Genomic DNA, 23,195 nt, shown 5'->3' on the forward strand with positions numbered 1-23,195 from the left:
GACTGACAGGCTGTGTCAGTGGCACTGACACGATTAGAGCGCCTCTGCCGGGAAAAATGTCGACAATAACCTGAATGGTGGCTTGGGGCCATGTTTTGCGGGGTTTGCTGGGAGGCTGGTCTGTCAGAGGCTGTCAGGGTCGCCAAAGAACATTTAGATATGGCTCTAGGGCGGTGTTTTTGGCAGGAATCTATAGAAATATACCCGTAAAAATACCCTCGATACCCTCACATGGATACGCGATCGAGAATCGCGATTTTTGACGGTCCTGCGGTGGTACTTGCCGGTCCTCAGTGTAGCGCTGTGTAAACATGGCCGGAAGAACAGCAGGCGGCACAAGTGGACGCCACGGTACGTGTAGGAAAAGCACTGGGATACAGCATCGTCCTGCCCTCGGACGCTACGACAGCCGTGCCTGTTGTCGGACCGCATGGAAAGTCCTGGGACGCCACAACCGTTCATGAACTGACATTGGCAATACTCGGTGATGAGTATGCCGAAGTCATGTCGTCGGACAAAGTGGTCGCACAGCAACTTGATTGGTAGGAGCGGGATTGCCCGCGATACATTGTGACAGACAGGTCGCTATCGCGGGGCAAGCGCGCTCCTGGAGATATCAATGGAACTGCGGCATCTGCGTTACTTCGTTGCGGTGGCGCAAGAACTGAATTTCTCCCGCACGGCAGGTCGGCTCTATACCTCGCAGCCGTCCTTAAGCGAGCAGATACGCAACCTTGAACTGGAGATCGGTTTTCCCTTGCTCATCCGCACGCGGCGCAAGGTCGAGCTGACGTCAGCCGGTGTGGTGTTTCTGGAGGAAGCACAGCAGATCCTCAAAGAAGTGGAAGTCGCCATGACGCGGGCTGCCAAGGCGGCCTCCCAGGCGCGGGAAAGCATCACCCTCGGCTTCGTACCCGCTGCCGAGGTGCGGATCTTCCCCAGCGTTTTGCCGGTGTTTCGTGCGTCTTATCCCGAAGTGGATATTGACCTGTGCAGCCTGACCTCCGAGGAGCAGGAGGTCGCCTTGTCACGCGGTGAGATTGAACTGGGCTCCATGCGCGGCCCTGTGCGCGCAGCCAATTTTCGCAGCGAAGTGGTGCTGGTGGAGCCGTTCTGGATCTACCTGCCGCTAGGGCACCCACTTGCCTTGGTCGATTGCGTCTCACCGGCCGACCTGGACAGCTTGCCCGCCATCAACATCGACCCGGGCTATGGGCGCTCGATCCACGACGCGCTTGCGCACTACCTGTCGCACCACGGCGTGACGGTCGGTCATATCTATCCTTCGTCCAACCCGCTGATGAGCATCAACCTGGTGGCGGCCGGCCTGGGTTACACCTTGCTTCCGGCCTATGCCGAAAATTTCATGCCTAGGGATGTGATCTCCCGGCCACTGTCCGGTGATTTGCCCATGAGCGAATTGCTGATGGTGAGCCCTAGCGATGCCAGTGCCAGTGCGCCGTCGACGCATCATTTGCTCAAGCTGATTCGGGAGCTTGGGAGTCCTGCGGTCGTCTGCTGAGGTTGGATGTTAATGGTAAATAAATTTACGTATTAGTAAATAAATTTACCATTAATTGGATCATGTAGAAAATGAAAATTTCATAAGGAATTGAATATAAAAGAAAAAATTTAAATTTATTTATTGGCACGATCTTCGCTATTCCTAGGTACACCTAGCAGGAGATCAGTGATGTCCAAGCATACCGGCAGTAACTTTCAACTGACTCACCACGCCATCCAACGCATGCAGCAGCGAGGCATTTCGTTGCTGCAGATCGAAGCGGTGCTCGCCTACGGTCGCACTATTCAGGAGGGGCGGGTTGTGCGCCAAGTGATCGGGAGGAACGAAGTAGCCCACTACCGCCGCGAAGGAATCAACCTTTCTGCGATGCAAGGCGTTCACCTCGTGCTGGCAGACGACGGTTCAGTGATCACCGCCTTTCGCAGCCAATCCCTGTGCCGTTATCGAGCCCCCCGTCGACGCCCTGTGGCATGGCGTTGATGGGGGCGGCTGTTAATAAAATCTACGAAGTGAAGTCATTTTGATATCGTTTGTCGCGTTTACCTTATGGTGCTGGAAGCGCCCTGCCAAAGCACTGGATCAAGCGCGCTCATGAACGGAGGCAAGCATGTTCGACCCGAATCAATTCAGTGTTACCAAAGCCCGTCCCATTCCCGTGTACCTGCTGCTTGATACCAGTGGCAGCATGCAGGGTGCGAAGATCGACAGCCTGAACGAGGCCGTTCGCCAGATGCTTGCCAGCTTCGCCGAGCAAGAGCTGGCTGAATCCATCATCGAGGTCGGCATCATTACTTTCGGTGGTAAGCAGGCGGTGCTTGTGCACCGCCTGGTCCGCGCCGGGGCTCTCAATTTCCAGCCACTTCAGGCAGCCGGGATGACACCCATGGGGGATGCACTTGGTTTGATCAAGTCGTTGGTGGAGGACCGCCAGGTCACGCCATCCAATGCTTATCGTCCCACGGTGATACTGGTCTCCGATGGTGAGCCGAATGACTCGTGGGAGCAGCCGTTGGCGGCGTTTGTTGGTCAAGGGCGCAGTGCCAAATGTGACCGGATGGCGATGGCCATCGGCAAGGATAACCAAGCCACTGTCCTCAAGCGCTTTACCGAGGGCACCGGGCACCCCCTGTTTACGGCCACCGACGCCAGGCAGCTCCATAGCTTCTTCCGGCAAGTGACGATGAGCGTGGTGGCACGGCTGCATTCGCTCAACCCCAACGAAGTGTCCCGGTTGCCAGACCCTCCGGCGGGCCAGGTAGCGGCCACCGATGATCTCGGAATCTGGTAAAGGAGGGAAGGTATGAGCCAGGTGATTGGTGATCCAGATGAGCTTGAACGCTTCGCCGCGGCGTTGACGCAGTTTCTTGACCATATCGAGGAGGCACGGGGCGGGCTCGATTCGGCATTCGGCCATGTCAGCGAGTCGTGGCAAGACAGCAAACAGGCGCAATTCGAAGATGAGTACCGGGCACTGAGCAGCCAGTTGGCCAGCTTCGAGGCCAGTGCCCGCGACCACGTGCCCTATCTGGCCGGGCTCGCATCGCGGCTTCGCGAATACCTGGGTAGTTGACATGGCCCAGGTTTGCATTGCCGACGTAGAGATGCTCGAACAGCTCCAAGGCGGTCTCGCTCGTGTCTGTGAACACCAGGCGCAGGAGGCTGCGCACGTGATGCAGCGCCTGCAGGCGTTCCATGAGCAGGCGTTGGGCGAAGTGCATGCCAGCGCCGGTTTTCTGGAGCAGGCCCGGCAACAGGAAACGGTGGCCGAGCATGCACAGACCCAGGCTTGTAGAGGCCTTGCCGATCAGCAGTCGAGGTTGGCCGAGGCTGCAAATGCGCTGTATGCCTGCCAGGCCTGTCAGCCTGTCGATGATGGCTGTACCGGTGGGTGTGGCGCGCAAGAGCAGGAACAGGCCGAGGCCGAATGGGCATGTGCGGACGCAGCGCAGGAGTTGGCGCGGGCAGAGCAGGGCCTGGCTGATGCGGTGGTCCAGAGCATCTCGATGCAGGCGCGCCTGGAGCAGAGCCGCCAAGTGTTGGCGTTGCATGAGCGCGCGGCCGAGGCTGTGGGGTATGAGTTGGGGGTGCGCCTGGCCAGTTGCCTAGAGCTACTGGAGCAGGTGCGGGTGCGGGTAGGCCATGCGGTACGGGCGTTGGACCAATACCTGGCGATGAGTCCTAGTGCTGCGCAGTTGCGTGACTGGCTGCGCTGGACCCCAACGGCCGGTCAGCCGGTGACACCGGACCAACTGGCACAACGGATGAACCTCTCACCGCAGGCGCAAAAGGCCTTCATGCAGTATCTGGCCAAGCGTGACCCTGACGTACAACGGCTGTTGACGCGATACCGGGCCGAGCATGGTTGCTGTGCCAGTGCGATGGAAGTGCACAAACTGCAACTGAAAGTGCGCAGGCACCTGAGTGGGTTGTACGCAGAAAAGTTCGTGGAATACGCGCTGCGGCCGATAGCCCGGGTGGTACGTACTCAGCAACGTACCGATCTGGGCGGTCGTCATACCCGCACCGACCTGGTCTTCAGTGAGTTGACGGTGCCGGTGATCCTGGGGCGTGGCCAGGGAATGGGCGCCCCCGCCGGTGGCTCTATCGCCATAGAGGTCAAGTGCGGCAAGGCCGCGTACTTGAGGGCTCAGCGCGAGCACATGCAGTTCCAGGCAGGCGGCCATCAGCAAGCTTCGGCCTCGATGACGGTCTGCTCGCGGGACATTCGTCATTTACCGGCCGATCAGCAGCGAGCGCTGCGACAGTCGCTGCGTGAGAGTGGATCACCGCTGATCGGCATGTTGCCCTACAAGCAAGAGATCGATGACCTGTGCTGGAGCAGTGTCTGCGCCCCACAGGCGCAAGAAGGAGTAGACGATGATTGAGTTCACGCTGGTTGCGCAACCTGCACTGGAAAACGTTCGTGCACTGATTTCTGAATTGGAAGATGCCGTGATCCAGGCCAGTTTCGAGCGTAGCGACGAACTGGTTGATCACTTGCGTTCATTGTTGCTGGGGCAGCCACGGGCGTGCCTGGATGAAGCGGACTGGCAGGCGATTGAACAGTGCAGGGTCGACTACATGTCGAACTACCTGATTCCCCCTTCGGTGGCCAGCACGCTGCGTGAGTGCCTGATGTCGGCAGGGATACCTTCTGCATTGCCGGCTTTGCTAGCGTGTGCTGCGGCGCAAAACCTGTGGGTGCTGCAACTGCCGCTCGATGGTCAAGACCCGCAGGAAGAGGTGCAACGACCATGACGCCGTTTCGTGATAGCCACCAGGACCTTCTGCGTGCTTTGGCGTCGTTCCCCGGAGCAGAAGGCGATACCTTCCAGGCTACCTTGCATGCTGAGTTACTGACGCCGTTCCTGAGTGAGGCGCAGGGATTGCTGATGTTGGGCGAGACGGCAGAGCAACAGCTGCAGGCGGCAGCGCGAAGCCTGGAAGAAATCGTGGATCGACACATTTACCGGATCAAAGAATGAGGCGCCGGTCATGACTCAGATGTCCCTGTCACACGCTCAGGCAATGCTTTCGCCGCAGACGTTGCTGCAGGCTTGTGCAGCGCTGGAAAGCGCCATTGCCGCCCGTGTGGCGCGCCATGCAGACCTTCGCAGCGAGGAGCAGCGCTGGGTGCGCAGCTACAACCATTCGGCCACCATCGGTGCGCAGGCTCAGGCATTGCGCCAGCGCCTGGACGAAGAGCAGGCATCGATCCAGGCCCGCGCGCAGGCCAGCGAGGCATTGTTCCGTGAACACTGGAACGAGGCCCTCCAGGCGCTGGACCGGCTGTGCTTCCAGGTGACGGCTCAGCAGCCGGCATTGGCTGACCTGAGCGCGGTGTTGCCGCCTCCGGTAGTGGAAGTGCCGTCTTCACTGGCCTTTGGCGGGCTGCGCCTTGGCTATGGCAACTGGCACAGGACGGTGCCCCGGCTGGTGGTGTTTCCGTTCAGCCATGCCCTGAGCTTCGTAGCCGGGGAGGAGGCATCATTGGTCGTCGTGCGCCAGCTCCTGATGCGGCTGCTCATCAGCTTGCCGACTGGCGGTTTGCGTATCGTGGCCTGCGACCCACTTCGGCTCGGCGCCGCGCTGTCTGACTTTCTGCCGTTGCTGGAGCATCCAACGCTTTTCCCTGATGCCCGAATCCTCAGCCGGGCCGCCGATATCGAGAGCGCGCTGTCTCGTGAGTTCGAGCGCCTGGAAAGCATCATCCAGTATCGCCTTGGCGACGCTCACGACAATTGGGCTGACTACAATCGCCGTCACCCGCAGGCGCCGTTGCCCTATACAGTACTCATCGTTCAGGACGTACCGGCACAATTGTCCGCCCCCAGCCTGTGGTACCTGGAGCGGATACTTGCCGAAGGCCCACGCTGTGGAGTCTGCGTACTGATCTCCGTGCGTGAGGAAGAGCTCAAGGAGCCACACAATCGTTTACAGCACGTGCTGTCTTGCGAGGCTGTGCCGCTCATGGGCGCTGCTGCGCCAGCGGATGGAACGGTGCATGCGTTGAGCCGTGTCGAGACCGTCGAAGCCTGGCCCCAGGCACAGGCGCTGCAGCAGGCGATCAGGGCATTGGGTGAGCGCTACCGGGCGTCTGGCGCCAGAGACTTTGCCGATCTGTTCGCTATCCATGATGGCTGGCATGCCAGTAGCGAGAAGGGTATCGCCGTGCCGGTCGGCTGGACGGCCGATGGTCAGCCTGCCGAGTTCGCACTGGGCAGCGCCAACCATGCTTACCACGCCTTGATTGCCGGGCGCACCGGGTCAGGGAAGAGCAACTTTCTCCATGTCTTGATCCATTCGCTGTGCCACCGGTATTCGCCGGACGAGGTGCGCCTGTTCCTGCTCGATTACAAGGAAGGTATCGAGTTCAGCATTTACGCCGATCCGCCTTTGCCGCACGCCGCACTGGTGGCGACCCAGGCCAGTGCTGAATATGGCTTGAGTGTGTTGCGACACTTGAACGATGAGATCAGCCGCCGCAGTGAGGGCTTCAAGGCGCTGGGTGTCACTGACCTTGAAGGCTATCGTCGGGTAGGCGCGACGCCCATGCCGCGCCTGGTGATGATTGTCGACGAGTTTCAGGGGTTGTTCGCCGGGGATCGTCATCATCTCGCTGAAGTGGAGCCGATCCTCAACCGTTTGTTGCGCCAGGGGCGCAGTTTCGGCATTCATCTGATCCTGGCGACGCAGACGCTCAAAGGGATCGATGCCCTGCAGAAGCAGGAGTTCGTCTCGCAGATTGTCATGCGGGTCTGCCTGGCCTGCACCGAGGACGACTCGCGCATCATTCTCAGCAGCTCCAACCTGGCCGGTTCACTGTTGAGCGGCCCCCCGCTGGCCATTCTCAACCCGAATCAGGGCGAGCGTTCGGCCAACTGCCAAGTGCAGGTACCACTGGCCGACCCGGATGTACGTCGCGAGCAGTTGGCAAGGTTCGCCGCACAAAGCGCAGGCAGCGCCTTTGCCCTGACTACTCGGGTGTTCGACGGCATGCAGCGACCGCCATTGCCCGCCGCCCGGGACGTGCAGGTGCTCAACGACGAAGGTGACCTGGAACTGATGCTCGGTGAGCACGCAGCCTTTGAAGCCTCGCCCTGGCGTTGCCGGCTGTACGCGCGTGCCGGCGCCAACCTGTTGCTCGCCGGGCGCGATGACCAGGTGCGTGCCCAACTGTTGCGCGCGGTGTTGCGCAGTCTTGCTGCGAACCCGAGCCTGGACTCGCTGCTGTACTTTGATGCGGCGGACCGTGGGTACGGCCCCGCCTTGTGCAGAGAATTCCCGGCAGGGCGATCATGGCGGGTCGAGCAAGGTGATTGGGACTGGAAGACCAGCGACTTTTTCACCACGCCAGCCAAGGGTCGACGCAAGGTGTTGCTGATCGACACGCTTGATTGCAGCCGCTTTGCCCACGACTCGTTGAAGTCACTGATCACCGACCGCGGGCGTGAGGGTATCCACCTGATCCTCATTACCGCCCAACACCGGGGCATATCCCAAGCGCTGAGCGCTTTCGAACGTCGCCTGGGCTTTACCCTCAGCGATGAGGACGCCACCACATTGCTCTCTCCGGGTATCGGGTCGCCACGTGTTCAGGGGCTGGACGCCGCTCATCGTGCGCTCTATGTCGACCTGGGCCGCGGTGAAAGGGCGTGGTTAAACCCTTACGGTGGCTCTCACGATGATTTCGAGCTGGATAAGGACATGCGATGAACAGACAAAGTGTCTGCGTGGTGCTCGACACCAGTGGCAGCATGATGGAGATGGGCAAGATCGAGACTGCCGGGTATCTGCTGGGCTTTCTGTTCGAGAGTATGGCGCTCGCCGACCCTGCGCCGCCGTTTGCACGCTTGCGCTGGCTGGATGGTAGTCGTCCGCAAATCCCTGGTGAATGGCAGGCCTCGATGCTCGCTCCCCTGTTTACGCCCGAAGGCCAAGGATTTTCTTGCGCGCTGTTCGAGCGTCTGCAACAGGAAATAGACACCCAAGGGTGCGCTGCGATCCTGTTGCTCAGTGATGGTGGTTTCGCCAGCGAACCCTGGCGCCGCTGGTTGAGGGACTGCCCGGTACCGGTGCATGTGGTGATGATCGGTGCCGACGCGCAGGAGGGCCCGCTGCGGCAACTGTTTGGCAAGGCGTGCGTTTTCCAGGGCGAGGCGATTGACCAGGCCTGGCGCTACTGGCCAACGCAAGGCGAGCGCGTGATCAGCCCCCCATCCTCCTTTGCTGCAGCCCTGGCATTCGTCACGGCTGCCAGCGCATCCGCCGAGACGGCGGTTTGTCCAGATGATGAGTGGAACTGACGAATGAAGACCCTGGACGACGAGCAACACGACGAGTTTCACAATGTTCACCATCTGACCATTGAACTGGGCCGCGGGGCGCAGGGGCAGGTATGGCGTACCCGCGACAAGGATGTGGCAATCAAGGTGCTGCTCGTGGGCGAGCAGCCGGTAACAGACCCCCAGCTTCGCGAGGTTTATGCCCGCAAGATCCGCCGGTTGCGCAGCTTGCCTGTTCCGGCGGGCTTGCCGCTGGCTGGGCCTGCCGCCCAGCTCACCAGCGTGGCGGGCTATGCCATGAACCTGCTGGAAGACATGCAGCCGTTTCAACGCCTGTTGCCGGATGCCGCGCGAAGCGCCGGAATGTGTGAAAGCCAAGTGCCGCCCTGGCTGCAGGACCTCTATGTCAAGGACCCGGTCGCGGCTGCCCGGCTGGTGCACTACCGCCAAAGCGGTGCCCTGCGCAGGCGGCTGGCCGTGTTGGGGCGGTGCGCCGCAGTGCTTGCCCGCTTGCATGCCAGTGGGCTGGTCTATGGTGACCTGTCGCCTGGTAACGTGTTTCTCTCGACTCAGCCGGATAACGAGCATGTCTGGTTGATCGATGCCGACAACCTGCGCTTTGTCTCCCGTCATGCCACCGATGCCTGCTACACGCCACGCTACGGCGCTCCGGAAGTGGTGCAGGGGCGCACCGGCAGTGACTTCAGCACCGACAGTCATGCCTTGGCGACACTGGTGTTCTACCTGTTGAGCCTGCAGCACCCGTTCATTGGTGAGCTGGTCGAGGGCTGCGACTGGGCTGTCGATGACAGCGAAGAGGATGTGGAGGCCAGGGCGTTGGCTGGAGAGCTACCCTGGATCGATGACCTGTTTGATTCGCGAAACGCCACGCGAAATGGTTTGCCGCGTCAGTTGGTGCTGACACCTGTGCTGCAGTGGCTGTGCCAGGGAACATTCGGTGCCGGTCGCATCGATCCGCGACGGCGCCCGGCAAGCCTGCACTGGGCGCAGGCCTTGACCCGGGCGCAGGACGCATGTGTGCACTGCAGGTCATGCGGGATGGATCATTTCGCGGGCGCCTGGTCCACGTGTCCTTACTGCACTGCACCACTGCCTACGGTGTTCAGTTGCCGCGCCTGGCAGTGGCCGGGCGAGCCCGGCGAACAACCACTCTGGACCCTGCACCACGAATTGCCGGAGCGAGAAGAGGTTCTGGGCATGCCGACGCGACTGTTCCAGCCTTTTACGTTCGACACTCACGCCGAGCCCTGGCTGAATCTTGTCCGAACAGGAGAGGACTATCTGCTGGAGCCAGCGCAGGCGCTGGAGTTCCCGCTCGAGCTCGCGTTGCCGCATCGACACAAAGGTGCTTTTCGGCCCTTCGTCGCTTGCCGATTCACCCGCGCCGAACTGACTGAAGGCTTCTTCCTCTTTGTACCGGGCCCGTTGGCCAGGCTGGTCCACTGTACCCTCCAGGAGCCCCAGGCATGAAGCCGCTCGAGATATGCGCATCATTTTCCGTCGAGTTCTACGCCCAGTTGCCCGACGATCATGGCCTGGTCGCCGGGGCCGCGCAGATGTTCCATTCCCGTGTGGCCGATGAGGTGTACCTGGCACAGGCGGGGCGTTCGGTGCGTGCGCGGATCGCCAACCGCAAGGCCTGTCACGAGTTGCTCAGGCATCTGGAAAGGGGTGGCGCGCGCCTGGTGTTCATCAGCACGACCAGCCAGCCGGACCGTATGCATGGCCGCGCGCATTTCTTCTTCGGTGAGGAACTGGAGATGGGTGAGCTGGATATCGTGCTCGACGATGACAGCCTCCAGGCGGCCAAAGGCCAGGGCGTGGTAGGCACGCCCCAGGGGCTGGGAAGCATGCTGAGCAAGGCATGCACCGTGGAGGCGGACGGTCCGCGCTTTATGCTCATGGCCCTGGAAGGCGCAGGTGGTCAGCAGCACACCTGGGAAAGTGGGTTCTACCTGCTGGCACCTGGACGGAAAATCATGATCGTCGCTCAACACACGGAGGAGGGGCAGATCTGGCGCGCCAGGCGTTTTCTTGTCGATCCGGGCACGCGAAATCCCCGGGCGATTCGCCTTGCCAGCGGGCAGTTGCGATTTACTGACCGCAGTAACGCAGCAGTCGCCCAGCGCTGCGCAGCCCTGGCAATGCAAAAGTTGGCGCAGGATGGCAGTGGCTATCTGCGAATGTGGGACCGTTATGGCCACCAAGAGGGACGGCAACTGCTCGAGCACGCTCGAGAGGTGGGGGCGTTGCGCCTGAAGCCGGGTGGCGAAGCGGTCAGTGGCGGGATGCGTTTCTACTTCGACGAGCCGGCTGCAAAACCCGGGCTGGTTGCAGGAGACCTGGTGCACCTGGTCGATCAACTGCCGGTGTACCTGGAGGACCCGAACATGGATTGGGAGGCGTACCGGGCAGATGTCACCAGCCGGCTGCACCACCAGCGCGAGCGAGGAGGCCCCCATACCGAGCAGGGCGCCCCCTTGAAAGTATTGGAAGTGACCGAACACGGTATCACCTTGCAGCACGCCCCCACCCAGCAGCCGGGCCTGTTGGTGGTGCTTTCGCTGGGAGGCGATGAAGCCCAGATCGACCGGCGCGAGCTGGCGCGGGAAAAAGTTTTGCAAGGCACGGGCGGCATGCCGTACCTGGGCATGATCATCGAAGAGAACGGCCGCCCGCCCCGCCCCGTGGAACCCAAAAAACTGGCAGCGTTGACGCCTTTCGTACGTGACAAGGTTTTCCGCAAACCTCCTACCGAGGTACAGGAAGAAGCCATCCGCATTGCCTTGAACACCCCTGATATCGCTGTTATCCAGGGGCCGCCGGGGACTGGCAAGACCACAGTGATCACGGCCATCATCGAGCGCCTGAATGAAGAGCAGGAGCGCAGCGAGGCGGCTCGTGGTGCGATCCTGGTCTCCGGCTTTCAGCATGATGCAGTGGAAAACATCGTCTCGCGCTTGAGTGTCAATGCCTTGCCAGCGGTGAAGTTCGGCAGACGTGCCGGCCAGGACAACGATGCCAGTGCCGAAAACCGCCGCAACTGGAGCCTTTCGATGATCGACCGTATTCGCAAGCAAACGCCTGCGATGCGTCAGTCGGAGCAGTTGCTGGCGCTTCGTCAGCGTGGCCGCAACTATTTGCTCGAACCGTCCAGGAGCGCCGCCAGAGCGTTGCTGCGCAATATCACTGCACTGCCAGCGCACCTGCTGGGCAGTGAATCGGTTGCTCAGGCACAGCGCCTGTTGGCCAGCCTGGATGAGCCCCAGGACGCGAGCGCGTCGGTTCAACTGCCGGCGCGCTTGCGGGTTCTGTACGCGTTGCGGGTGAGCGAGGCAGGTTTTCGTGATGACGGTCCGGCGAGCGTGGCAAGGTTGCTGCAGGCCTTCGAAGACGACATCGACGAAGCGGATCTGCCCTTGCTGGACCGCGCTATGTGTTGGCGGGAGCCTGACCCGCTGGAGTTCCTGCCGGGCTTGCGATCCCTCAAAGCTCAACTGCTGGACCGCGCCGTCCCGGCCCCGGTGTTCCAGGTTGAGAAACCTCGCAGCGATATCCTCGAACTGCTGGCCACAGTTCAACGTCAGGTGGCTGGCGCCGAACGCCGCTTCGAGGACCCGACCCTGACCGTGCTGGCCGGGTTTGTACACGAGCTGGAGTGGAATCCGGCTGCCTTGGACGAAGCCCTGGCGGACTACAGCTATGTGTATGCCGCGACCTGTCAGGGGGCAGTGGGCAAGGATATTGTCCGGAAAAAGAAAGGCAACGCAGGCAGTGAACTCGACAATCTCTACTCCACGGTCATCATCGACGAAGCAGCCCGTTGCTCACCTCGGGACCTGCTCATCCCTATGGTGCTAGCCCAGCGACGAATCATTCTGGTCGGCGACCAGCGCCAGCTACCCCATCTGATTGATGAGCAGCTGGTGCGCAAGCTGGATCAAGGTCTGGTCGCGACTGAGCCGGACAATGCAGGTGATTATCGCCGGAGCCTGTTCGACTACCTGCTTGCCCGCTTGAAGAAGCTGAAGCAAAGCGATGGCTTTGACCGCACCATCACACTGGATGCCCAGTACCGGATGCATCCATTGCTGGGGGAGTTCGTCAGCGATCACTTCTACAAGCCTCATGGCGAATCGTTCGGCTCGCCCCGGCCAGCGGCGGACTTCAAGCACGAGTTGCTGGCCGGTACCTTGCGCCCGACTGCGCCGCTGGCCTGGCTTCAGGTGCCGACAAGTGAAGGCCGCGAGTGCCCTGACGGCTCGAAAAGCTTGTACCGCACCAGCGAGGCGAAAGCGATTGCCTACCAACTGAAGCGCTGGATAGACAGCACCGCAGGCCAGGGATTGAGTTTTGGCGTCATTAGTTTCTACAAGGCGCAGGTCAATGAGTTGCATAACGCTCTGGCCGCACAGGGGCTCAGTCAACGAGGGCCTGGTGGCGAATGGGGGATCGCCGACGGGTATCGCTACCTGCACGAGGATGACCCGGTCAAGCGCGAGGAGCGCTTGCGGGTCGGGACGGTGGACGCGTTCCAGGGCATGGAGTTCGATGTCGTGTTCCTGTCAATGGTACGCACACCGTCCACCCGCAAGATCAAGCCCGAGGCCAGCCTCGAAGAACGCCATGCCGCCAGCTTCGGGCGACTGGTGCTGGAAAACCTGCGTTGTGTGGCACTGAGCCGACAGAAGCGCCTGTTGGTGATGGTGGGTGACCCTCAATTGCTGGAGGGGCCGCTCGCCGGGACGGCGTTGCCGGACCTGATTGCACTGCGTGATCTGTGTCGTAACGAAGGAGTGGAACTGTGAGCGGCCATAAACCGTTGCCAGACATGAAAATCATCCGCTATCGGCCAGACCTGGAAGGGCTCGAGGTGGCTGCCCGCAAAACCTTGCTATGGCCCTGCAATGCGTTTTCCCTGTCGATACCTGTCAGTCGCCAGGACCGCTTGAACCTGTTCGAGCGCACCGTGCTGCGCCTGGCCGCGGCAGGACATTGCGACAGTGCGGCAGTGGCGGCGTTGACCGCCATGCCCGAGCAAATCGTCAGTGCCATCCAGAGTCGGTTGGTGCAGCTGGATTACCTGGACGAGGCACTGGTGCCGCGCCGCCAGGTCAAGGGGGTGTCGTGGGAGGAAGATGAGGTTGTCGAAGAGGAGTTGTGTACCGTTTTCGTCGAACTGATCACTGGCCGGCTGTTGCCGTTCATCCTGCAGGGCGCGCCGAGGTTCGCTCAGGACCCGCGGCGAATCGATCGATTCAATGTCGGCTTTTCCGTCGGCTCAGCGGGCACCGCCAGGAACTACATCGGGCGCCCTCTGCAACCGGGGCACCAGGGCCAGGTTCCAGGCGCCCAGGAGTTACAGGCGCTGATCGGCGTGCACCTGCGTCACCAGCGTTATCGCCAGGCTGGCGCGGGCGCGCCAGGGGCGGCTTGTGTCTCGTCCAGGGCGGCCGGACTGGTCTTTTCCAGCGAACCGCAGTCGGTCTGGCTGAGCCTTGAGTGCGTGCTGCAACGCGGCAACCTCGAACCCTTGCTGAGCGATCCCTTCGGTCACGGATTTTCCAACCTGTTTGATGAAAGCTTCAAGCAGCTCTGCCGACAGGACCCTGATATCGATACTTGGCTGGGTGAGCGGTTCAAGGATGCCAACGTCAAGATGGCAGGCCGGGTGAGCCCGTGCGCACCGCCGCTCGACGATCGCTTGGCCCGGTACCTGGACGCTGCGCACAGGGCTTTGCACAAGACTCAGTTGGAGGTGCGCTCCACCGAGGACGAACGCAAGCTGCAGCGTGCGCTGGCTACGTGTGCCGCGTCCCTGTATGGCGCTGTGGAGCATGGCTTGCACCTGGTCGTGCAAGGCTTCAGACCGCAAAAAGGGCTCCTCGACCTGCTGATTGAAGGTGACTACCGTAGCAATGCCCTCTTGCTGGCGGGCGTGGCACGCAAGCTAGGGTTCAGTTTGAACAGCAAGGCTGCCGAGATTTTGCTGGAGGTCGCAGGCGGCAAATTCCACGCTGGGCGCCTGGATGCCACCCTCGAACTGCAACCATTGCTTGCCTTGTGCCTGATGAGCACCAATGCCGACCCCAACCATCCGTTGCGACGGCTGGCGGCGAGTGACCCGGGCTGGATCGATTTTCTTGCCGACTTCAAACGCCAACGTGATCGTGCCCAGCATGGTGCAAGCCTGGACAACAGCCTCAGCAGTTCGGCTTTGCCGGACATGGACAGCCGGATACGCACCTCGCTGGCCTGTCTGCTGCCTCACCTGACACTGGGCAAACAGGCCCAAAACCCTCGTGCGGATCGGCTCGACGACCGTACCCAGGCATACGTTGACGTTGTCAGGCGCCTGGGGCCCAGTCGGCTGGGCGCCTTGTCACTGGCCTCACGGGAGATCCTGATCAGCCTAGAGCGCGAGCGGCCGGTCAGCGAAGGCCCGACAAATGCTGGAGAGGTTCAGGATTGCAGCGCCATGGTCACCCATATGGCCAGTTTGTTTCAGATACAGCTGCAGGACGCCCAGGTCGGCGCTCCGGTGTACGAGCCGCAGGAGGCCGACGAAAAACGCCCTGGCCTTGGCGCAAACGCCAAGCAGGCGGGCTTCGAGATGCCTGCTGCAGGCCTGCCTCGCGCATTGGCCAGCGTTGCCTGGCGTCAGTACCGGCATGCGGCCGCAGGGCGGGCAGCGACATTGGGTGCGCAAATGCTCTCGTTCCTGCTGCGCCTTCCGCCTGCGCAGTTGCAGCGCTGCGCCTTGACGCTGCCTTGGCTGCTGGTATTCACCGCCGAACTCTGTGAGTTGCGGCGCCATGGCAACGATGAAGTTCCGCTTACCGTTGCCCAATCAGAACAAATGATGGATCGCATGTATGCGCTCGTCAGGTATTTCATGGAGTTTTGATGTGACCCATTCCGAACATTTCGATACACCCAGCCATCCTTCCGTAGCCGCGGTCGAGCCGTCCGCCGCCGAGCTTTCACAACAGCGTGAATGGGAGGCGCGCGATGCACGCCTGACGCTATTGCAAGCCGAGCTTGACGAGCGCGAAGCGCGCCTGCAAGCGCGTACCCGAGAGCAGGATCAGCTGCTGTCAGCGCGGCGCGCACAGTTGGAGAGCGACTGTCGCGATCATGACCTGCGTGCAGCCGCCCTTCAGACGTTGCAGGAGCAACTGCGTCTGGCACAGATCGCACGTGACGGTGGCTTTGTGCAGGAGCGCCAACAACAGCTCGACGAACAGCACGAACGTCAAGCCAGCCTGGAGGCCGAACTGAGCGGCAAGCGCGTGGTGGCCTACACGCAACTTGAAGCGAAGCTCGCGCAGGAGCGCGATGTTCGGCTGCAGGCCCTTGAAAGGGAACTGGCGCAACTACGTGAGCAAGAGCAACGGCGCCTGGATGCGTCGCGAGAGCGCTGGGAGGCGCAGTGCGAGGAGCAGCGGCAGTTTCTGGCCGGGCAAGCACGATCTCTGGACGAGCGGGAAGTCAGGCTGCGCAACGAGCAGCAGCTGGCGCGGCGTCAGGGCCTGGAACAGGAGGCACGTGCCGACGCCCTGGCAGAGGAGCGCTCACAACTGGACGATGAAGTCGAAGCCTGTATCGGTGAGCGCCGGAAAAGTTTCGAAGCCCGCGAAAAGCAGCTGGACGCAGAGTGCGATCGACTGCGGGTGGCGCTTGAAAGTACGCTGGAACAGTTGTCTGCCTTCGAAGACCTCAAGCTCGCCTGTGATGACGACCCAAGTTTGCTGTCGGGACGCTTGGCGCAATTGACCAACGAGAACCGCAGGTTGCTACAGGCCCTGAATGACAGGCCAGGTGAAGAGGTGCTTGGGCGCCTGCGGTCGCTGCAGGATCACAAGGAGACACTGCTCAAGGAAAACGAGCAACTTGTACAGGAACGCGATGCCTTGCGCACTGGAGAGCGCAGTCGCAGTGATCTGTTGTTCCAGGTACAGAGCCTCGATGCCATGAATGTCGCCTTGCAACGACGCATCGAGGATCGCGAGGCCGAGGCTCGGCAGCAGCATGAAGAGCTGATACGCCTCAAGGGTGGTTTGCTGTCCGGTGAGGACCGGGACAAGCGGATCGAGGTGATCAAGGTGCCAGTGTTTAAGGACCTGGCGCTCAGGACGGGCCCCGTCAATGAGCTGCAATGGCTGGAGGAAATTGCCAGGGCCACCGAGCAACAGGGCCTGCGTTTCTCCCGAAGGATTCTGCATGCGTTCCATACGTGCCTGAAAACGTCGGAGTGGTCACCCCTGACCGTCCTGGCCGGGGCGAGTGGCACAGGCAAGTCGCAGTTGCCCAAGCTGTATGCGCATTTTGGTGGCATTCATTTCATGAGCCTGCCGGTGCAGCCCACCTGGGACAGTTCGCAATCGTTGCTCGGGTTCTTCAATACCCTGGACAACAGTTTTGATGCCCAGCCACTGCTGCGTCTGCTGGTACAGATGAGTCAGCCGGCCATGAAAAACGCCATGAGCCTGGTGTTGCTCGATGAGATGAACCTGGCCCATGTCGAGCTGTACTTTGCCGAGTTCCTGTCCCGTCTGGAAGATCGTCGCGGAATCAGCGCAGTTGAAGTGCCGTCGATCAGTGTGTCGCTGGGGGCGAAGGTCAAGGCTTACGAGGTGCCGCTAGGACGTAACGTGCTCTGGGCGGGCACCATGAACCAGGATGAAACCACCAAGTCGCTGTCGGACAAGGTGATTGACCGTGGCTTTATGATCCACTTCCCAAGCCCGGAACGCTTCGAGCGGCGCAGTGAACTCAAACCCCTGCCGGAGGCTGCTGCACTTCTGCCGCGCGCGACCTGGGGCACGTGGTGTGCCAAAGCCAGTCCTTTCAATGAGTTGCAGATCACTCCGTACCTGGAGTTGCTGGAGCGCATCAATGCGTGCCTGAGTGTAGCGGGGCGCTCGATGGGCCATCGGGTCTGGCAGTCGATCGAGTACTACATGGCCAACTATCCGGATGTACGCCAGGCCCTCACGTCTGTGAATGCCGACCCGGATGCGTTGCGTCGGTCGATGGACATGGCGTTCGAAGACCAGTTGGCACTGAAGGTGATGCCAAAATTGCGCGGTATCGAAACGCGCGGCAGAAGCCGCACTGAGTGCCTGGATGTCATTCAGGTCTTGCTGGAAGACAAGGGCTTCGCGCTGGTGGACGACTTCCGTCGGGCCTGTGCGGTGGGTTATGGCCAGTTCATCTGGAGCAGTGCCGATTACCTGAAGTCGGGAGGGGACGCGTCATGATGTGCTTTCAGGGTTTTGTCGGGTTTGCGCCATGACATCGAGTGCTGACGCCGAAAAAAGCGCTGCGGCGTTGAGGCTCGACAGTTTCTCGCTGTATACCGAAGTCGCCGGGGATGGCCCACATGCCTTGGAGGCTGTGTGCCTGATTGAGCAGCGTGGCTGGTTTGACCGTCTCGCCCGTTTCGACCCGCGCTCGGGGTTGCCGCTGATGCGTGGGCTGAGCGATGTCTGCCAGGTATTGCTGGAGCCTGCGGACAACAACGACGCCGGGCCATGCGACTTGTTTGCCCGGATTGTCGAGCACGTGCGTGATGCCCTGGTGCACCTTGTCGCACAGCCGCGCAGCCGGATCGTGCGTGACCACCAGATGGTGTCGATCGGCAGTGCGCGGGAGCTCGACAGTACCTGTATCGACTGGATCAGCCGTCAACCGGGCGGCAACGTGCGGGAAAAGCTCGCCGGGCGAAACAGCCTACTGGCGGTCAAGCGCACGCACAGCCTCGATACGGCTGAAAATCGCCTGCTGGTCGTCGTCGCCAGGCAACTGTGTGCGCGGCTTGAGGCGCGTTTTCTGGTTTGGGGCAGTGATGACGAGGGGCTCCAGGCCCTGTACAACGATCTGCAGCACTGGCTTGCTAGCCCGCAGGTGCAGGCGATTGGGGCCTGGGGGCATGTGCCGCCGAACAATACGCTGCTGCAGGACCGGCTGTATCGACCTGTGTGGGATAGCTGGCGACGCCTGCAAAGCCTTGACGATGACATCTGCGCAGACCTCGCCAACCTGGGCGGACACTGGATGACCATCCTGCACTGGGAGCTGGTAGCGCGCTTGCATGCCCGTGGGCTTGTGCGATTTACGCAGCAGCCTTGTCACTTTGACTATTACGCGTTTGGACTCTCGGTGCTCGGCGGTCGGCTCGAAGGCTTGCATGTACCGACAGTGTGCGTGGGACGGGTCAAGACCACTGGCAAGGACCGCAACGACCAGAGCATCGGTTTTCTGCGAACAGATGACGGTCGCGACCTGTTTTTCCACTCCTCGGATTTCGTGCGTGCCGAGGAGTTTGCCTTGGTCAAGAGTGGTACCCGATTGGCCTACGAGGTCAAGGCGTCCTCCAGGGGCGACAAGGCGGTGCGCTTGGCGCTGGAGCCGCTGCCCTGGACGCTGGGGCTGGTGTTCGAGTCGCCGACCTGCTTGCGCCTGGACGTCGGCCCACGGACCTTGCAATTGACCTTGCAGGCGCAGGGTGGCCAAGGCCAGTTGAGTTTCGACGGCACTCAAACCCCGTTGCGACTGACGCCAGGTGAAGCGGCGGCGGCTGCCGAGCGAATCATTTCCAACCTGTTCCCACGGACGCCTGCAGTCCCGACGGCGCAGCGCAACCCCGGTTCATCGTGTTTTACCCTGCTCGACCTGAGCGAGGTCTGCCCGCAGATACTGGATGAGCAGGGCACGCGCAGACTGAACGAGACGCTTGCGGTGCAGTTCTGGCAGGCGGAGGGTGAACGGATCGCCCTCGGCGCCGGGCCGATGCATGCACTGACTTTAGGGGCGCAGGTCAGTACAGTCAGCGTGCTCGGCCTGATGGACAATGATTCAGGGTCACCCTTGCACCGCAGTGCAGCCCGGCAACTGGCATCGGGCTTGCGCCAGCAACTGGGCCCGACCCGGCTGACCTACCTGGTGCATGATGCGGTGGACGACTTCGCCAGCGAAGCATTGCGTAGCGCGCTCAATGCCTGCTTCGAACGTCCCGAGCCGCTGCCGCGCAGCATTGCGCTGTTGTTTTCCTGGTTGTCTGGCGATGGCGCTTCACAGACGCTTCGCGCCGCAGATGCGGTGCTGGTGCTCGATTGCGCAGGAGACACCGTTAGCCTCACACCGTTGATCGCCGTACCGCGGGAGGGTGGTCGCGGCCTGGTATGGGAGCGGCACCCTCCGGTGCTAGTCGGCCATGAAGGTTCGCAAGTGCAGCGCGTGGTGAGCAGGCTGCAGACGCTGAACGTCACGCAGTCGACCTCGCTGGCCCGTTTGTTCGGCAGCGCAGCACTTGACCCGGCCCGTAGTTGGCAGTTGGCGGACGGCAGTTGGTTCACTTCGGCATCGACGGCACATTCGGACAATGGGTGGAGCCCGGCCTTCCAGCGCAATCTGCAGATGGCGATCAATGCATTGCCTGACAAGGTCAGGTGGAGCAGCAAGAACACCCATCTGGTGATCGGCGCGGCTTTCGAGCCGGCGCGACAGGTGCTCAAAGGGCAGGAGAACAAAGTGTTCTCACACTGCGCGGCTGTGCTGGAGGGCGCCAAGGTCCTGGCGGATCTCCAGCAGCAGGCGCCTGAGCTCACCCGGTGGCGCGACTACCTGCCCGAACTGTCGATCAGGGTTGTGGAAAGCGGCTACCTGAAACGGCTGTATCTGGTCAGAGGTCAAGCAATCACACCCCAACGTGGTGTGCCGATCGCCATCCCGGTCCCTGAAGGCTTTACCTTGCCGGCCGGTGTTGCGCAGTACCGCTTTGCCCTCCATCAGGGTGGGGAAAGCAGCCGTTTGCAGCAAGAGGCTGTACTCAGTCATCCGTTGCTGCCCCTGTCGATGGATGTGCGGGTGAAGCTGGCCATGACCTTCACTTACGGTAACGACGATCCCTACGAACTGGTTTTCATGCCGATAGAGCAAGACCGTGAAAAAGCGGGATTCGAGAGGATCAAGACACGCTGGCAGCCGACAAGGCCTGCAGAGCAACTCGGCATCCCTGATGTGCCACCGCCCAGGGACTGGTCGTACTGGATGAAAAACGATAGCCCTGGCGGGACGTCGGTTGTGCAGCGGTTGCTGGAGGCACTCGATCGGTTGCTGGCTGCAGGACCTGCGAGCGGGTTGCACATCAAGCAGCTCAGTCGATCTGTGCGCACTGCACGCTACCTTGCTTCGAAGATCTGGGCGCAGGGTCGCTCCTTGCACGAGTCAACTTGCGATGCCGCTTTGCGAGCAGATCTGACCCAGCGCTTGCCTGCACTGTACGCGTGTCTGCTGGCTTGGCAGGGGCGTGCTGATTCAGGGCACGAAACACAACGGCTGTACCGTGAGGTACTGTCGGTGGTGTGTACTTTGCAGGGTGATTTGCCCGACTTTCTCAGCACTGAAGTTGTCCGGCAGTTCGATCTCGATTGGGGCAAAAAGGGTGCGAAGAAGCTCGGCAAGGCTTTCGCTCACGCGGTGGGTGATGCACGCCAGCCTTGGCAGAAAGGGCTGCTGAACACCTGGCGCTCGGAGTTGCCTGTCGTAGGCGATGACGCAAAAAGCCGCACGGAATTGATTGAAGTGTTCCGGGTGGCGTTGTGGTATTCACCCACGCTGCTGGAGCTCCTGGCTATCGAGGACCTGGAGGCGTTGCTCGATCTTCTGCATGCTTCGATGCTCGGGTTGTCTCGTCGACTGACGCTTGCGGGTGCGAGCGGCATCAGTGAGTCTCTGGTGAGTGCGGTAACGCGGGACAGCGAACTGCTGCTGGCCTTGCTGCGCACACGCAGTCATGCCGACATGCGCCTATCCAGCCTGCTGGCACCAGGGGCTGAACGGTGCCGGCGGTTTGCCTTTCTGATCGATGAAATGACCCTGCTGATTGCGGGTTCGGCCATTGTCATGAAGTCGCGTATCACACTTCAAACCCGCAAGCCCGACAACCTGCACAAAACACCGGACCTGCTCTATTCGCTGGGGCTGTACCTGACTGGCGACTCGGGCGCTGGCAGCATTTGCGTAACCGAGGTAAGTGATGAAGAAGACTGAACAGTCTGCAAGCAAGCAGTCCTGGCTGGTGTGCTGGATCGGCAACACTGACCTCAAGTGCGTTCGGGATGAAGCCACGACCGGGCCGATCGCCATGGCCGTCGAGGGGGCAGAACGCTATGACCGGGTGCTGTTGCTCAATGATTATACGGAGCAGGAAGGACGCGATTATCAGGCGTGGCTGGAGAAGCTGGAGGGCTGTCCGCCTGTGGAGTTGCGTACGGTCGAACTGGCAAGCCCGATCGACTACACCGGTATTTTCGAGCACGTGTGTCAGGTGCTTGAAGCGCAACGGCTACCTCGTCCGGACGTTAGCCTGACTTATCACTTGAGCCCCGGTACACCGGCCATGACGGCGATATGGATCATTCTCGCAAAGACCCGGTTTCCGGCGAGCCTGATCCAGACTTCGCTGCACCAAGGCCTGACAGCTGTCCACTTTCCCATTGAGCTGAGCAGCGCGTTTCTGATCGACTTCATGCAACAGACGAGTTCCGGAGTCGACCGCTTCACCGGTCACACGGGAATCATTGGTGAATGCGAGGAGTTGAAACGCCAGAAGCAGCGCGCGCAACGCGTCGCTGCCTTCGACGTTCCGGTGCTGGTGTTGGGTGAAACCGGGACGGGAAAGGAGCTGTTTGCCAAGTCGATCCATGAGCAAAGCGCGCGCAAGGGCAAGCCGTTCGTTGCCGTGAACTGTGGCGCCATTTCCGTGGAAATGGCCAACTCCGAGCTGTTCGGCCACGTCAAAGGTGCATTCACGGGGGCGGTCGAATCTCGTGACGGGCATTTTCGCGAGGCGGCCGGCGGCACATTGTTCCTAGATGAAGTCGGCGATTTGCCCCTCGACGCCCAGGTTCGTCTACTGCGGGTCCTACAGGAGAAAGAGATCACGCCGCTGGGGTCTTCCAAGGCGGTCAAGGTCGATGTACGTATTATTGCGGCCACCCACCGGAATCTTGCAAAAGACGTCCAGGCCGGACGCTTTCGTGAAGACCTGTATCACCGGATTGCGGTTGGCATATTGAACCTGCCTCCATTACGAGCGCGAGGGGCGGATCTGGAGCTGTTGATTGACCACTTCCTGGATAAAGCACATGTGGAATGTTCGCTTGGTCATGAGGTGCGTCGCACGTTGACGGACGATGCCAGGCAAATGCTGTTGGGGTACACATGGCCCGGTAATATTCGCGAGTTGTCCCATACCCTTGTCCGGGCATATTTATGGGGCAAGGGCACTACAGTGACCAAAGAAGACATACGCGAAGCCCTTATGGAGGCGACGGCAGAGGAACTGCCTGTTTTGGGTCGTCCACTGCATGATGGGATTGAATTGAAGTCGATACTGAACGAGGTGTCGGCTCATTACATAAACCGTGCGGTTGACCACGCCCGTGGAAGCAAACGCGAAACGGCGAGACTTTTGGGCTTTGCTAGTCATCAGACGCTAGGAAACTGGATCAGGCGCTTGGGGTTGAAGTCTGTACCTGAGGATGGCCTGGAGGATGGTTAAGCGATGTCTGCAAGATCAGCTGTTGAGCAGCTTTATGGGGGCGATCCTTACAGGGTAAAGCGAGATCAAGTAGTTGACCCTGACCAGCTTCATCGCGACCAGGTAATGATCACCACCCACCACATCGACGAAATCATCCCGGAGATCGTTCGTGTGGTGCTGCTCGATCATGGGCGCATCGTTGCCGATGGCGCCCAAAGCGCAGATACCCAGAGCTGACAGAGAGAAAACGTGGTAGCGCGGAGCCGCCATGGAGTGGTGCTCGATTATTGCGTAAGCAGGCAACCCCTGCGCC

At 61.0% G+C, this 23,195-nt stretch carries 15 protein-coding genes and 1 pseudogene; all 16 read left to right on the forward strand.

From position 1 onward, the window contains the following. The first annotated feature begins 619 nt into the window (after window positions 1-619). A complete protein-coding gene (locus NP552_RS17775; protein ID WP_274096961.1) occupies window positions 620-1,522 on the forward strand; it encodes a LysR substrate-binding domain-containing protein in 903 nt (300 codons plus the stop codon). A 171-nt stretch (window positions 1,523-1,693) separates the two neighbouring features. Further along, complete coding sequence (locus NP552_RS17780) at window positions 1,694-2,005, forward strand: DUF4258 domain-containing protein (protein WP_274096962.1); 312 nt, start codon at window positions 1,694-1,696, stop codon at window positions 2,003-2,005. 127 nt (window positions 2,006-2,132) lie between these two features. Then, window positions 2,133-2,813 (forward strand): vWA domain-containing protein, encoded by a 681-nt coding sequence (locus NP552_RS17785; protein WP_274096963.1) that lies wholly within the window; start codon window positions 2,133-2,135, stop codon window positions 2,811-2,813. Window positions 2,814-2,825: 12 nt separating this feature from the next. Then, the gene (locus NP552_RS17790; RefSeq protein ID WP_274096964.1) at window positions 2,826-3,095 is read left to right on the forward strand and encodes a hypothetical protein; all 270 of its coding nucleotides are present in this window, start codon (window positions 2,826-2,828) and stop codon (window positions 3,093-3,095) included. 31 nt (window positions 3,096-3,126) lie between these two features. Next, window positions 3,127-4,410 (forward strand): hypothetical protein, encoded by a 1,284-nt coding sequence (locus NP552_RS17795; RefSeq protein WP_274096965.1) that lies wholly within the window; start codon window positions 3,127-3,129, stop codon window positions 4,408-4,410. After that, window positions 4,403-4,783, forward strand: a complete 381-nt coding sequence (locus tag NP552_RS17800) for a hypothetical protein (RefSeq protein WP_274096966.1) — start codon at window positions 4,403-4,405, stop codon at window positions 4,781-4,783. Before NP552_RS17795 ends, NP552_RS17800 begins: the two co-directional genes overlap by 8 nt. After that, on the forward strand, window positions 4,780-5,010 hold the full coding sequence (locus NP552_RS17805; RefSeq protein ID WP_274096967.1) for a hypothetical protein: 231 nt from the start codon (window positions 4,780-4,782) through the stop codon (window positions 5,008-5,010). Before NP552_RS17800 ends, NP552_RS17805 begins: the two co-directional genes overlap by 4 nt. Before the next feature lie 10 nt (window positions 5,011-5,020). Beyond that, a complete protein-coding gene (locus NP552_RS17810) occupies window positions 5,021-7,741 on the forward strand; it encodes an FtsK/SpoIIIE domain-containing protein (RefSeq protein WP_274096968.1) in 2,721 nt (906 codons plus the stop codon). After that, on the forward strand, window positions 7,738-8,331 hold the full coding sequence (locus NP552_RS17815) for a hypothetical protein (protein ID WP_274096969.1): 594 nt from the start codon (window positions 7,738-7,740) through the stop codon (window positions 8,329-8,331). Before NP552_RS17810 ends, NP552_RS17815 begins: the two co-directional genes overlap by 4 nt. A gap of 3 nt (window positions 8,332-8,334) precedes the next feature. Next, window positions 8,335-9,801, forward strand: coding sequence for a protein kinase domain-containing protein (locus NP552_RS17820; RefSeq protein ID WP_274096970.1), 1,467 nt, complete (start codon window positions 8,335-8,337; stop codon window positions 9,799-9,801). Then, a complete protein-coding gene (locus tag NP552_RS17825; protein ID WP_274096971.1) occupies window positions 9,798-13,139 on the forward strand; it encodes a DEAD/DEAH box helicase in 3,342 nt (1,113 codons plus the stop codon). The genes NP552_RS17820 and NP552_RS17825 overlap by 4 nt, the downstream gene beginning before the upstream one ends. Further along, on the forward strand, window positions 13,136-15,238 hold the full coding sequence (locus NP552_RS17830; protein WP_274096972.1) for a hypothetical protein: 2,103 nt from the start codon (window positions 13,136-13,138) through the stop codon (window positions 15,236-15,238). The genes NP552_RS17825 and NP552_RS17830 overlap by 4 nt, the downstream gene beginning before the upstream one ends. Before the next feature lies 1 nt (window position 15,239). After that, window positions 15,240-17,594, forward strand: coding sequence for a chromosome partitioning protein ParA (locus tag NP552_RS17835; protein ID WP_274096973.1), 2,355 nt, complete (start codon window positions 15,240-15,242; stop codon window positions 17,592-17,594). A 31-nt stretch (window positions 17,595-17,625) separates the two neighbouring features. After that, window positions 17,626-21,387 (forward strand): DUF2357 domain-containing protein, encoded by a 3,762-nt coding sequence (locus NP552_RS17840; protein WP_274096974.1) that lies wholly within the window; start codon window positions 17,626-17,628, stop codon window positions 21,385-21,387. Continuing rightward, entirely contained in the window at window positions 21,374-22,900 is a 1,527-nt protein-coding gene (locus NP552_RS17845; RefSeq protein WP_274096975.1) for a sigma-54 interaction domain-containing protein, read from the forward strand. The genes NP552_RS17840 and NP552_RS17845 overlap by 14 nt, the downstream gene beginning before the upstream one ends. A 102-nt stretch (window positions 22,901-23,002) precedes the next feature. Then, window positions 23,003-23,101, forward strand: a pseudogene (locus NP552_RS17850) (molybdenum ABC transporter ATP-binding protein); the annotation flags it as partial. Window positions 23,102-23,195 lie beyond the last annotated feature (94 nt).

Source organism: Pseudomonas sp. 8209 (assembly GCF_028682105.1).
GTDB lineage: Bacteria > Pseudomonadota > Gammaproteobacteria > Pseudomonadales > Pseudomonadaceae > Aquipseudomonas > Aquipseudomonas palmensis.

Coding starts and splice junctions, on each gene's coding strand:
- NP552_RS17840 (WP_274096974.1), top strand. CDS start 17,626: ATGACATCGAGTGCTGACGCCGAAAAAAGCGCTGCGGCGTTGAGGCTC.
- NP552_RS17775 (WP_274096961.1), top strand. CDS start 620: ATGGAACTGCGGCATCTGCGTTACTTCGTTGCGGTGGCGCAAGAACTG.
- NP552_RS17815 (WP_274096969.1), top strand. CDS start 7,738: ATGAACAGACAAAGTGTCTGCGTGGTGCTCGACACCAGTGGCAGCATG.
- NP552_RS17790 (WP_274096964.1), top strand. CDS start 2,826: ATGAGCCAGGTGATTGGTGATCCAGATGAGCTTGAACGCTTCGCCGCG.
- NP552_RS17795 (WP_274096965.1), top strand. CDS start 3,127: ATGCTCGAACAGCTCCAAGGCGGTCTCGCTCGTGTCTGTGAACACCAG.
- NP552_RS17805 (WP_274096967.1), top strand. CDS start 4,780: ATGACGCCGTTTCGTGATAGCCACCAGGACCTTCTGCGTGCTTTGGCG.
- NP552_RS17845 (WP_274096975.1), top strand. CDS start 21,374: ATGAAGAAGACTGAACAGTCTGCAAGCAAGCAGTCCTGGCTGGTGTGC.
- NP552_RS17785 (WP_274096963.1), top strand. CDS start 2,133: ATGTTCGACCCGAATCAATTCAGTGTTACCAAAGCCCGTCCCATTCCC.
- NP552_RS17820 (WP_274096970.1), top strand. CDS start 8,335: ATGAAGACCCTGGACGACGAGCAACACGACGAGTTTCACAATGTTCAC.
- NP552_RS17810 (WP_274096968.1), top strand. CDS start 5,021: ATGACTCAGATGTCCCTGTCACACGCTCAGGCAATGCTTTCGCCGCAG.
- NP552_RS17800 (WP_274096966.1), top strand. CDS start 4,403: ATGATTGAGTTCACGCTGGTTGCGCAACCTGCACTGGAAAACGTTCGT.
- NP552_RS17780 (WP_274096962.1), top strand. CDS start 1,694: ATGTCCAAGCATACCGGCAGTAACTTTCAACTGACTCACCACGCCATC.
- NP552_RS17825 (WP_274096971.1), top strand. CDS start 9,798: ATGAAGCCGCTCGAGATATGCGCATCATTTTCCGTCGAGTTCTACGCC.